This is a genomic window from Segetibacter aerophilus (assembly GCF_007991655.1).
Taxonomy (GTDB): Bacteria; Bacteroidota; Bacteroidia; order Chitinophagales; family Chitinophagaceae; genus Segetibacter; species Segetibacter aerophilus.
In genome coordinates this window covers 1-12,641 of sequence record NZ_BJYT01000014.1, presented here as the reverse complement: position 1 = coordinate 12,641, position 12,641 = coordinate 1, and the positions used below count along the sequence as shown (strand labels likewise).

Annotated in this window: 13 protein-coding genes; 7 read left to right on the top strand and 6 right to left on the bottom strand. The window is 38.3% G+C overall.

The features are described 5' to 3' along the window. Positions 1-4 precede the first annotated feature (4 nt). The 3 genes from SAE01_RS17075 (at position 5) to SAE01_RS17065 (ending at position 1,074) form a co-directional block, all read left to right on the top strand. Positions 5-310, top strand: a complete 306-nt coding sequence (locus SAE01_RS17075) for a DUF4286 family protein (protein WP_147205010.1) — start codon at positions 5-7, stop codon at positions 308-310. 212 nt (positions 311-522) lie between these two features. After that, positions 523-792: an HU family DNA-binding protein gene (locus SAE01_RS17070; protein ID WP_147205009.1), complete on the top strand. Its 270-nt coding sequence runs from the start codon at positions 523-525 to the stop codon at positions 790-792. Positions 793-954: 162 nt separating this feature from the next. After that, positions 955-1,074, top strand: coding sequence for a 30S ribosomal protein THX (locus SAE01_RS17065; RefSeq protein ID WP_147205008.1), 120 nt, complete (start codon positions 955-957; stop codon positions 1,072-1,074). A 75-nt stretch (positions 1,075-1,149) separates the two neighbouring features. On the opposite strand, the gene pdxH is transcribed toward SAE01_RS17065, so the two are convergent. The 4 genes from pdxH to SAE01_RS17045 all read right to left on the bottom strand — a co-directional run bounded on the left by pdxH (position 1,150) and on the right by SAE01_RS17045 (position 3,998). Next, complete coding sequence (gene pdxH / locus SAE01_RS17060; protein ID WP_147205007.1) at positions 1,150-1,791, bottom strand: pyridoxamine 5'-phosphate oxidase; 642 nt, start codon at positions 1,789-1,791, stop codon at positions 1,150-1,152. A gap of 177 nt (positions 1,792-1,968) precedes the next feature. Next, on the bottom strand, positions 1,969-2,679 hold the full coding sequence (pyrH, locus tag SAE01_RS17055) for a UMP kinase (RefSeq protein WP_147205006.1): 711 nt from the start codon (positions 2,677-2,679) through the stop codon (positions 1,969-1,971). 183 nt (positions 2,680-2,862) lie between these two features. Beyond that, positions 2,863-3,597, bottom strand: coding sequence for a DUF2490 domain-containing protein (locus SAE01_RS17050; RefSeq protein ID WP_147205005.1), 735 nt, complete (start codon positions 3,595-3,597; stop codon positions 2,863-2,865). A gap of 20 nt (positions 3,598-3,617) precedes the next feature. Beyond that, entirely contained in the window at positions 3,618-3,998 is a 381-nt protein-coding gene (locus SAE01_RS17045; RefSeq protein ID WP_147205004.1) for a RidA family protein, read from the bottom strand. A gap of 185 nt (positions 3,999-4,183) precedes the next feature. On the opposite strand from SAE01_RS17045, the gene tsaB reads away from it, so the two are divergent. The 3 genes from tsaB to SAE01_RS17030 all read left to right on the top strand — a co-directional run bounded on the left by tsaB (position 4,184) and on the right by SAE01_RS17030 (position 6,844). Beyond that, complete coding sequence (gene tsaB, locus SAE01_RS17040; RefSeq protein WP_170234188.1) at positions 4,184-4,870, top strand: tRNA (adenosine(37)-N6)-threonylcarbamoyltransferase complex dimerization subunit type 1 TsaB; 687 nt, start codon at positions 4,184-4,186, stop codon at positions 4,868-4,870. Between the two features lie 99 nt (positions 4,871-4,969). Further along, complete coding sequence (locus SAE01_RS17035) at positions 4,970-5,311, top strand: ArsR/SmtB family transcription factor (protein WP_147205002.1); 342 nt, start codon at positions 4,970-4,972, stop codon at positions 5,309-5,311. 129 nt (positions 5,312-5,440) lie between these two features. Beyond that, a complete protein-coding gene (locus SAE01_RS17030) occupies positions 5,441-6,844 on the top strand; it encodes an MBL fold metallo-hydrolase (RefSeq protein WP_147205001.1) in 1,404 nt (467 codons plus the stop codon). Between the two features lie 117 nt (positions 6,845-6,961). On the opposite strand, the gene SAE01_RS17025 is transcribed toward SAE01_RS17030, so the two are convergent. Together SAE01_RS17025 and SAE01_RS17020 are read right to left on the bottom strand one after the other, a co-directional pair. After that, the gene (locus tag SAE01_RS17025; protein WP_147205000.1) at positions 6,962-7,927 is read right to left on the bottom strand and encodes a zinc dependent phospholipase C family protein; all 966 of its coding nucleotides are present in this window, start codon (positions 7,925-7,927) and stop codon (positions 6,962-6,964) included. 9 nt (positions 7,928-7,936) lie between these two features. Further along, a complete protein-coding gene (locus tag SAE01_RS17020) occupies positions 7,937-8,581 on the bottom strand; it encodes a DUF502 domain-containing protein (protein ID WP_147204999.1) in 645 nt (214 codons plus the stop codon). A 613-nt stretch (positions 8,582-9,194) separates the two neighbouring features. Here SAE01_RS17020 and SAE01_RS24825 point away from each other — a divergent pair. After that, positions 9,195-12,641, top strand: a 3,447-nt coding sequence (locus tag SAE01_RS24825) for a PA14 domain-containing protein (protein WP_218029177.1), incomplete at its 3' end; no start/stop codon positions are given.

Genomic DNA, 12,641 nt, shown 5'->3' with positions numbered 1-12,641 from the left:
TTACATGATTATTTATAATGTCACCATAAAGGTTGATTGGTCCATTGCGGAAGACTGGGAGAAATGGATGAAGGAAGAATACATACCAGAACTACTCGAAACTGGTTGCTTCGATAAACACCAGCTTGTAAGGCTGCTCCAAGTAGACGAAACAGAAGGGCCTACTTATGCCACGCAATACTACGCTCCAACTTTGACTAAATATGACCATTATCTTCAGTACTATGCTCCTGCACTTCGAAAAAAGGTCACAGAAAAGTGGGGACAGAAATATGTGGATTTTAGAACGCTAATGCAAGTGGTAGAGTAGTACCTCAATACCATTCAGCATGCCTTAAAAGCCTTTGGTCTTTCCTTTCTTTTTTTAGAGTTAATCCTACTGCATCTTAGGCTATTATTAAACAAATATTAGCTATAGGATCATTAAGATGTTTTAGCGGTATTAAAAGTTGATGAAAAGTTTTTCTGCTAGGCAAAAGCTAATAAATTTGCCGTGTTTAACTCTAACAAAAAAAAACTACAATGAACAAAGCGGAACTGATTGCTAAAATTTCTGACGATACTGACATCACTAAAACGCAGGTGAATGCTGTTTTAGACTCCTTTGTAGATGCCGTAACTAAAACTTTGAAGGGAGGAGATAAAGTTACTCTGGTAGGATTTGGAACTTTTTCTGTATCAAAGAGATTAGCACGTAATGGTCGCAACCCTCAAACAGGTGAGATTATAAAAATTAAAGCAAAAAAGGTAGCCAAGTTTAAAGCAGGTAAAGAGCTATCAGCGAGAATATAAAAGCAAATCTTTTTCTTGATATAAAAGCAGGATTTCCTGCTTTTTGCATTTATAGCAGAGATTTTCAAAAAAGGGTAAAGGGTAGCCAATTATAAGCTTTGATATATTAGGCAAACTATTGTAGGTTTGCAACCTGTTATTTAAAATTTTAAAAAAATCGTTATGGGAAGAGGTGATAAAAAAACAAAAAAAGGAAAGATTTTTAAAGGATCTTTCGGAAAGACCAGGCCTGCAAGAATTGCAAAAGCAGCAAAGCCTGTTGCAGAAAAAAAAGAAGCTTAATTAGTTGATGGTTGATTGAGAGTAGCTCGCGCTAAACTCAATCAGCCGCAAAGCTTACTTAGGGTGTTAGAGGATTTAAGGCGCTAATCGTTCTATAGTCCACCCGTTTTCTTCCCGGCGATACAATATTCGGTCATGAAGTCTGCTTCGTCTTCCTTGCCAAAATTCTACTCTCAAAGGCCTCACAATATATCCTCCCCAATGTGGCGGTTTTGGAATATTTTCTTCTCCAAATTCTGCCTGGTATTTTAAAACATTTCGCTCGATAATGTCTCTGTTTGCTATTGTTGTGCTTTGTGCAGATGCCCATGCACCAATTTTACTTGCTGCAGGCCTCGATGCAAAATAAGCTTCACTATCTGCTTCGCTTACCTTATCTACGGATCCTTCAATTCTTACCTGACGTTCGAGTTCTTTCCAGAAAAACACTAAAGCGGCCTTTGGATTTGCAGCTAACTCTTTACCCTTATGGCTTTTATAGTTAGTGAAGAACATAAACCCTTCAGCAGATAGGCCCTTTAACAATACGATTCTTGCAGACGGCGATCCATCTGGAGTTGATGTCGCTAAAGTCATTGCATTTACCTCTTCAATCTTGCTATTAATGGCCTCGCTCCACCAGTTTTTAAACTGTTCCAGCGGATTATCTAACACATCTTCTTCTAATAAAGATTTCAGTTTGTAGTCCTTTCTTATGTCAGCAATTGATTGCTCCATATTGTTTCTTTTTCAATGTAGAGAGTACAACAACACGGTAGAAAATTTGTTTGGCAATAAGTAGCAGACGGTTGTTGCCGATGAACGAAATGCGTGGCAACGATGTAGAATAGAACTACAAAAGCCTGGACCAAAAAAGGTAAGGGAAGTAATATTAAACTTATATGTTTTCAAGTACTAGCTAACATAAGTTCCCACATCCATGCCTTGAACAACTTCAAGTAAAGTACCCGGAGTATTCATATCGAAAACGATAATCGGCAAGCTGTTTTCCTGGCACAGGGTGAAAGCAGTCATGTCCATTACTTTCAAGTTTTTATTGATTACTTCTGCAAAAGAGATTTTATCAAATCTTTTAGCCGTAGGATCTTTCTCAGGATCTGAAGTATAAATGCCATCTACACGCGTTCCCTTCAAAATAACGTCGGCTTTGATTTCGATAGCCCTTAATGAACCTGCAGTGTCGGTTGTAAAGTAGGGGTTTCCTGTACCAGCACCGAAGATAACAACACGACCTTTTTCAAGATGCCTTATTGCACGACGACGAATATATGGCTCTGCAATTTGTTCCATTTTGATGGCGCTTTGCAAACGTGTGTACACACCAACCTTTTCGAGCCCTGCCTGCAATGCCATTCCATTGATGACGGTGGCGAGCATACCCATATAATCTCCTTGTGCCCTTTCAATACCTGTTTCAGCCTCGTTCATGCCACGATAAATATTGCCACCTCCAATCACTATTGCCACTTGTACACCCAGTTCTATAACTTGTTTTATATCCAAAGCATATTGAGCGATAACGGTTGAGTCAAGACCAAAATTTTTATCACCCATTAAAGATTCACCACTAAGCTTGAGAAGAATTCGTTTGTACTTTGGAAGCATGTAAGTTTATTTTTCGTGTGCAAAGAAACAAAAAGTAATGGTTGAAAAAAGTTTGATCTTTTTCAATGCAAGTTGTCTCAATAGCAATAATGATAAATGATTTACGAGTAATGTTGCAGGATGTATTTTAGCCTTTCAAAATGCACGGGAAAATTTCCGAGAAACGATTGGCCAATTCAATTTTTAGAAATTGAAGTAGGTGTTTATTACAATTCCGTTATTATGTTGAATAACATTTTTATTTTCTATCTCTCTTCCTAACTGTGCGATTTGATTTATGTATCCGCCTTCTACTTTGAAAATTTTAGAAGCCTTATACCCGACTAATGCACTAAAACGGTTTTGATCAAAAATGTTTTCTCCAACATTTTCTCCAAAACCTATAAGTATTTCATCATATACGCTTGCGTACCACTTTTCATTGAGAGGAAAGTCTAGTCGTGGCATAAAACGAAACCTGTTTACAAAATTAAAATCAGGCTTCTCCTGATCAATAGAAGCAAACCTTCCAATCCATCTTTGCTCTAATCTTAATCGATTTGTTAAAGTAGTTTTCCCTATCGTTGAATTAAGAACTACTTGTTCATAAATACGGTGCTCAGGATACGTTTTAGGAACAGCAGAAAGGGTGTAGTTGCCATATGGAAAAGAAGGTGCAAAGGCATAGCCTACCTGTACTGCAACTTGTGATGTGATCTTGTAGGTTACTCCTACTCTTACGAGGCTTTGCTGCCAGTATTTTAAAAAGTTAGCACGTCGCCATTGGTATTCCCCGTGCAGGCTCACTTTCTTGCTAAGAGCCGGAGTTATGGTAGTGGTAAACCAGCCGATCGAATTGTAATCATTCAAACGGTTGCCCTGTGAAAATGATAGATGACTTAATAAAAGAAAAAAAATTACAGGTAGCGTCCTTCTCATATTCTAAAAATTATTCTAGTCTACATTACGGCAATCATACTAATCTCTACGTTTACATTTTTTGGCAAACCTTTTACTGCGACAGTTTCCCTGGCCGGGTAGTCAGCCGAAAAATAAGACCCATAAACTTCGTTTACGGTAGCAAAGAGATCCATATCACTTAAAAAAATTGTGCTCTTTACAATGTGGTTAAAATTTATGCCCGCTTCTTCAAGTATTGCAGATAAGTTGCGCATTACCTGGTGTGTTTCCGTAGCTGTGTCACCAGTAACTAATTCGTTTGTCGCAGGATTGAGGGGAATTTGCCCGCTAATAAACATCATGTTATTTGTAATGATCGCTTGGTTATAAGGGCCGATGGGAGCAGGTGCTTTAGAGGTATTGATAATTTTTTTATCCATTTAGGTGTGGTTTAAAATAAAATTGCGTCATTTTGTTTCAACTAACAAACATAATTTGACTTGCTATATCCAATAATAGGTTAGGTATTGGCTTGCAAAAAATATTTAATTTGTTAGGACACTAACGTCTTTATATATACGTTATAGTCCAGCACCATTTTTTAAAAAAAGCAAAATTTCTGATCTTGGCGCTACTTCTAAATATTGATACTGCAACTGAGGCTGCCTCTGTGGGTATTTCTCTTAATGGCGATTCTATAGCTTTTAGAGAAAACCAGCATCAGAAAGAGCACGCCTCGTTTGTTCATGCGGCTATTAGCGATATGCTTGAAGAAGTTGGGTATAGCTTACAGGACATAGAAGCTTTTGCCGTTACATCCGGACCAGGAAGTTATACAGGTCTGCGGGTTGGCATCGCTGCTGCCAAAGGATTTTGTTATGCATTTTCAAAGCCATTAATAATGGTAAATACATTGGAAGTGATGGCAAAGGCGGCCTTAGACAGCGGTAATACATTTAGCGGAACTGACTTATTGTGTCCAATGATAGATGCCAGAAGAATGGAGGTTTTTGCGGCATTATTTGATATAGGGCTAAATTGTGTACTACCGCCGCAACCAGTGATATTAGATGGAGAAAGTTTTAACAAACTTATGATCGAAAGAAAACTAGTCTTTTTCGGCAGCGGTAGCCTTAAATTCGGGCCAATGGTAAGCAGCAGAAACAGCCAATTTGCAAACATTAGCCACAGCGCCAAAGATCTTGGAACCCTAGCCGAACAGGCTTTTCAGAAAAAAAACTTCTCCGATGTCTCCTATTCCGAGCCATCTTATTTCAAAGATTTCCATTCAACCAGTAAAACCCACACTTAAGTAAAGTTTATACACAATCGATATTTTAAACATTCATTTATAAAAATATATAAAATTTCATTTTTATATTTACACAAACAACCCCCAAAACAAATATTTATGATCACAACAACACAGAGTATTACTATTGCTAATAAGGAGAATAGTAATACTATTAAATTAGATTTTCTGCACTTAAAAAAAGCCGCGTTAGTGCTCCGTGCTATGAATCATAAGCTACGTCAGCAAATGATTAAGTTACTTGATGAGAGTGAGAGAATGACGGTGACAGAGATTTATGTAAAATTACGATTAGAACAATCAGTAGCTTCTCAACATCTTGCAATTCTTCGCCGTGCCGGCATTGTGATTACTCAGAGGGACGGGAAGTTTATATACTACGCTATCAATTACGACCGGGTCGCTGAAGTGAATCAATTTGTTGAAGACCTCGTAGCTTAACCATAAGATCTCTTTATTACTAACAGGGATGTTTCATTGAAACATCCCTGTTTTATTTTGGCAAACCTTAACCGTGTTAAGTACAACGTTGTCTAGCCATCAGTTACTTTTGCATTTTAAATTCAATTTATGTTCATCAAACAATTATATACTAACTGCCTGAGCGAGGCCGCTTATTATATTGAAAGCGAAGGCGAGGCTGCCATTATTGACCCATTAAGAGATATAGAAGAATACCTGCTTCTGGCAAAAGAAAGACAAGCAACTATTAAATATATTTTTGAGACTCATTTTCATGCTGACTTTGTAAGTGGCCATATTGATCTCTCGAAAGCTACCTCGGCCCCAATTATTTACGGCCCTGAAACCGAAACCCGTTTCAAAGCAACTGTGGCTAAAGACGGAGAGACTTTTAGAATAGGTAAGCTGCAAGTAATAGTCCTTCATACCCCAGGTCATACCGTTGAAAGCACTTGCTTTTTGCTGAAAGATGAAAACTCCAAGGACTATGCGGTCTTCACTGGCGACACGCTTTTTGTGGGAGATGTCGGAAGGCCGGATCTGGTTTCAGCAGACACTACAAAAGAAGAAATGGCAGGTTTGCTTTACGATAGCCTCCACGAAAAAATATTGCCCCTATCCGACAATGTTATTGTTTATCCCGCACATGGCCCGGGCAGTAGTTGCGGTAAGAATATTGGAAGTAACACTCAAAGCACTATAGGCGAGCAAAAGCAGACAAATTACGCTTTACAGCAAGATTCAAAAGAAGCATTTGTAAAGGTTGTTACAGAGGGGCTTGTAGCTCCCCCGAATTATTTCCCGATAAACGCTGTAATAAATAAGGAGGGTTACGATAGTATTGACACAGTTTTGGATAAAGGGCTAACCGCATTGTCGGTGGAGGAATTTAAACAGCAATTGGAGAATGATGCGATTATAGTTGATACTCGCAATGCATCAGTTTTTTCAAGCGGATTTATTCCCGGCTCTATTTTTATCGGACTTGAGGGAAAGTTTGCAGAGTGGGCAGGAAGCCTGTTGCCATTTGATAAACCGCTCATTTTGGTAACAGAGGAAGGGCAGGAAAAGGAAACGGTCACACGACTTGCCCGAGTTGGCCTATCTAATGTGCAGGGTTATTTGAAGGGCAGTTTTGCTGCATGGCAAAATGCAGGAGAAAAAATAGACCTGCTTATAGAGGTGGAAGCTGACGAACTAGCTATGGATATACCTTTTGATGAAAATTTGGTAGTGGTAGATGTAAGAAAAGAAGTTGAATTTGCGGATGGGCACGTCAAAGAGGCTGTAAATATCCCTTTAAGCAATATGGTTGACCCGGCAAGTATGGCTGATATAGAAGACACAGACAATCTGTACCTGCACTGCGGCAGTGGGTTTCGGAGTACAATTGCTGCCTCACTTCTAAAAAGACAGGGAATACACAACGTGAGAAACGTAGTGGGCGGCTGGGATACAATAAAAGCTCAACCCGGAATAAAAACAGAAAAAGATGCTTCAGTGTTAAACTAATTGAGTTACCAACAATGGTGATTTCATCGTCATCGTTGTGTCACTCAATTGTACATGTTGATTGCTACTCGGCTGGAAGAAAATGCACTAGATCATATTTATCTACAGGATCAATTCTTACTCATGCAATCTTCCTTTGATGTTGTTGTATTTCCATGCAGCCTCTAGTATTTCGAATTCTTTAAGATCTTCTTCACTGAATGCTAGTGGTTGCATATTTTTTAAATTTGGTTGGCCTGCGTTTATCCAAGCGGTATACCATAAGCTTGCAGTCGAAGTGATAGCTGTTCGCATTCTTCGCTCTACCATTCCTTTAAGCGTGTTGTTATAGCCGACAGTAAATCCTGATGAATATTGCCTTACCAGTTTCCCGTTTCTTTCTTCGAATGCATATTTCCTATCCGTTGCAAACTTGCTTGTTAAAAAAGCTTCATTTTGTAATACTGTATCGGCTTCAGCCCCACTTTCTAATACGCGTTTCCAAATAAACGATGAAATATTCGAAATGTAAGCTGCCTTTCCTATCATGAAGTCAAATTCCTTTTCTGATAATAATTCAGGTATCCTGCTTTCCCAAAATGCATGAATTCCTTTTTGCCCTGTTAATTGTCCATCATGATTTGAATTAGCATGCAGCGGTACATGTGCATCTGCTACATAATGACCTATCTCAGCAGACAGTTTTAATATTTTAGCAGGGTTTTTTTCTTTAAAAGCATTTGTTAGTCGGGCTTGCACGGTCTGTACCCACCAAGGCACTATTCCGTTTGTCATGATAGTATCCTCCGAAAATTTTTTTACCGCGCTGTCATAACTTGCAGGAAGTTCTTTGTATGGATACTTTCCGTACCTGTCAATATCAATATAGTGTTTGCTGGCTTCTGATGCCAATAGGTACCTGCGTTTGTCAGGATCAACAGAATGATCGGATAAAAATTGGATGTTGGGTTTGTAGAAAACCATCATCTCCGGAGGAAGAAGAAATACTGCATAGTAATTGATGCGTTGATGACCATAGAAACCCCAACAAAAGCTTTTGACTGTTACTAAGCAACATGCGCTAAATATCAAAGCTTTTTTCATTTCCGGATGTTAATGAGTTAACTCTGCTACGCCGCCGCTTAAAGCAAACTTCATAGCCTCAGTAGAAGAAACATGATGCAATAATTTTACTTTCTCCAAGGGTACAATATAAACAATGCCACTCACCGCATAAGAGTGAGGTACATACACGACAACGTGATCTACCAAGTCAAGTTTTTCGCCACTTTCCTGCGTCATAAACCCTATTCTCCAAACATCAGGCGCGTCAACACTAACCAATACAGGTTTATCAAACTTTCTTTTTTCACCAGCAAATGCCTCTAAAAAGTCTTTAACTGCAGTATAGATAAATTTAATCCCAGGTGTTCTTTCTAAAAGATGCCCGAAAAAATCAACAATCTTACCTACGATATACGAAGTAGAAACATACCCTACAAGAATTATGATGATGGTAATAACCAGGAAACCCACCCCAGGAATTTTTTCAATATCGCCGTTTTCATCCGGCTTATAAAAAACCGGAAAAATAGAATGTATAAAGTTTGGAAGAATATTATCGATATAAATAAATAGTGAGACAACGGCCCAGGCGGTTATTGTGATCGGTGCTAAAATAATCAATCCCTGGAAAAAGTAATTGAGTAACTGCCGCCATCTAAACCTCAGCGGATCCTTCACATTATTAATGTCCATATGGACAAAGTAAATAGAAAATAATAAGAAAAGCTATCCAGACTTTTGGGGAAAGAGATATATATAGCTATCAGTTTCGCCAAATTTGTGAGACAAGAAAGAGAGGCCGACACAGTTATTTTTAACATTTATATCTGCTTTTACGCTCTAATAAGAATGGAATGAACCTCGTTTAGCCAAAAAAGCTGAAAATTTTTTTAAAGTCAAGCCAACCATTTACAAAAACAATGTAATCATTAGGGCTATAATATTTAAAAAACGAAACTCTAAGAATTAGGGAGAAAAATTTAAAACTATCGAACCAGTAGTATTAAAATAAATAAAATATGTAGGTCAAAAACAATCTGCCCTTATGTTTGCAAAAATTCTAAACATCCTAACAGAATTCCAATAAGTAACAAATCCCTTGTTTGCCATATCAATATCGACTGATTTATTAATAGTTAGTTGAACCGATATATTGGAAAAAGTGCTACTAACTATCTTTTAGAACCCGGTAAGTGTAGGATAATAATCTTTTTAAATATAAATTCTAAAACCAAAGTTGTAAACGCTACGACTTGATTAACTAACACTTTTTTTTTGTAAAAAAAGTACGATCTATAATTATTGTATGATGTATCAAAAGCTGTTCTTTACTCTATTTACGCTAGTGTTTTGTACCGTAACTTTTAAATCTTTTAGCCAGAGCGCTGCACCTTCGAACAATAACTCATATACAATAAAAGAAAAATCAACTACAAGTGCAGGTGTGTACAAAGCTGATGGGACTTTAGTAAGAACGCTATGGAGTGGAGTTGTAAAAGAAGCGGGCACATACGAGGTTGTGTGGGATGGAACAAATGATTTTCAAGAGGCGATTCCGAAAGATAACTACATTATTAAAGTAATGTCAAGTAACATGCAATATACTTGGCAAGGAGTAATAGGCAACAGCTCTGCTAATCAAGTTGGGCCTAACATTCATAGGTCTTTAGATGCTCCAGACAATATAGTAATAGCTGGAGCAAACGCTTACTATACGGTAGGTTATGATGAAAGAACTCCGTCTCACTTTCAATTTTCGTTGGATAATCCCCAGGTAAAGTTAGATCCTTTTACTGGTTTTGTGAATCAAACTACTGACTATGCCTGCACGGATGGTGAAAACATTTATTGGACAGGATGGGATAATTATGACGAAGCAAATTCATGGGTATATGCTACAAAGGTTTCTGATAATAGTTTAGTAATATTTCCAAATGGTGTAACGCACAAGGTAAGACATGGGAAAGAATTCGCCTCCGTGATAGATCTGAAAAGGGTTCGGGCAAAACCCTCTGGGATCACCGTCTCTTCAGATTATTTATTTGTTTCTTACCAAGGGTTGGGCTACATATCAGTAATCAATAAAACTACCGGCGCTTTGGTTCAAACTTTGAATTTTCCTTCTCCTACTGCTATCGCTGCAAATGGTAACACCTTATGGCTATGCACCAGGGTTAATTCAGTTGAGAAATACAACATTAATAGCGACGGCACATTGTCCTCAACAGGCGTTAAAGCAACTGGATTTACTGCTCCCATTACCATGAATACAAATGGCCGTTTAGTAGGAGTTGTTGATGGTGGTAGTAGTCAGCAGTTAAAAGCGATAGACTTCAATAATGGCTCACTACTTTGGAGTTTTGGTCAATCTGGGGGTAATCTAACTTCACCTGTAGTATCTAACGATAGATTTGGATTTTGGAAACGGGATCAGGAAACTAGTGAGAAAGTACCTCACGGCGGTTTCGCTTTCGCTCCCGACGGCTCTTTTTGGGTTTGCGACGTAGCTAATTTCCGAATGCAACACTATGCATCTGACAGAACCTTTATCGAAAGAATACAATATACTGGTCGGGCTTATAATCTAGCTGTAGACTTAAGAAACCCTACTAAGGTTTTGAATACAGTTCAAGAATACCAGGTTGACTATACAAGTCCTATAAAAAACAGTTGGGTGCATAAGTATAATTGGGACGGTAATTTTAAACCAGAGTATGATTTGCTATATAAGATCAGGCATATGTGTACTTTATCTAACGGAAGAACCTACGCAATGATGGTAAGAAAGAGCGGTGGTGCCGAAATGGTTGAACTAGATCCAGCAATAGGAATAAGATATACAGGGCTTGTTTTTGAAACAACTGCCAAAATATATGAAGATGGTTCTATAGGTGAAATGCAAAATGGGGCAGTAAATGAAACACAGTATTTTAAAAAAAGAACGCTTGTTGGTTTTAATGGCGTCAATCCAATATACAGTAGCGCAAAATTAATAGCTACACACAGTAACACTTCTACTAATGAACCTCGTAACGGCAGCATTTCAATTTATCCAACAGAAATAACATCTACTGGTATTCTTACCTTATATAAAGGTAATAGGGTTAAGAATGAAGTCAACAGTTATCACTTAGGTGGGTTTGATATTGCTACAGGAAAAGTAAAGTGGAAGACAGCATTGCCAACCTTTGATGCTTATGAGGGAGCTTTTCCAAATAACGGAGATTTCGAAGTGGGAAACTTTGGTTCTGAGAACGGTGGTCAGGGGGATGCAGCAATGGCTATAGGAAGGAGTATTATTACTCATTATTATGGAGAGTTTTGGAAGGCTGGACAGACCAATATCTTTAACCATTACTATGATAATGGGTTATTTGTAGGTCAATTTGGAACGACTTCTGATGACGTGACACAAACTGCTGACGCTAAAATGGCTGGAAATGCTTTTTCACCTGTGATTGTGCAATTGGGAGAAGACTATTATTTATATCATAATGACGAAAGCCACCATGGGGGTACCCATAGGTGGAAAATAACAGGGCTAAATACAATACAAGAACAAGCTATACCGATTTCAAATTCTTTTGTTAGAACAGATGAGGCTCCAGCGCTACCGGGAATAGATTTAATGGCGGGTTTACCCAATAACTCTACACTTCCCGGCAATACAGGTGGGTGGAGCAGAAATCCATCAGGTGACGCTACTGGTTGGACTGCCAAGACCAATGTCAAAACGTACAGTAAAAGAAGCTCTCCTGATCTTTATATTACTTATAGTCAAAATTCCGGAGCCTATAATGTCAGCAGAGATTTAGGTACAAATGTCGGACTAAATTCTTGGGAACTTACTGGTAAAGTTAGTTATGACAACTCGATGCCTAATACCAGTATAGGAGTGTTTTTAGATGTTTTAGACAACAATGGTAAAATAATTACAAGGTTTTATAATAGCATTGATTACTCTGCCTCACCTGTCAAGATAAATCTCTATGCAAATAATACTTTAATTGGCGCGGGCATAGAAGCTTTGATGAAAAACATAACAAAGCAGTTTCAACAGCTGAGTATAAGCATGACAGGGGGGAGTATGTCAGTTAGCTATGCGGGTTATCAGCCTGTTAAAGTTGGCTCCTATGATGCCACGGCAAATCCTGGAAGTCCAAAAACCTTGCGATTATATTTCGTTAATAGTGGAGGACCGGCTTTCGGTAAAACTCTTGGATTAGATAAGTTCAGGTTTATTTCTTCAAATGGTTCGTCTACAACTCCTTCGTCTCCCATACTCGCAGCTGATGACGCTGCCAACACACTTGCTGCATCCCATGCATTAGGCAAAACCGAAATCTTGGTAAGTGAAAATGGAGGTCCCTTTGCGGAGTATAATAACGAGATAAATGTAGGTGACGTGGCAAGGCCGGAAGGTTTTTGGAAGTTTAAAACTAAAGGATCAATCCAACGTAATGAGAGTGCAGTGGTTAATAGCCCAGAGTTTTTCAAGTCCTTTACCAGCCAATGTTCTGCTACAGGTTCTATTTTATATGAAGTTTGGAACAATGTAGGAGGTACTAATATTTTAAATAATAATTGGTCAAGCAATCCTAGTAAGTCTAATCCTCTTACATCATTTGAGGCGCCGAGGAATTTGACAGATAACTTTGCTGCAAGAATCAGAGGATATATTTGTCCGCCACAAACAGGTTATTATACTTTTTGGATAGCCGGAGATGATGCTACAGAGCTTTGGTTAAGTACA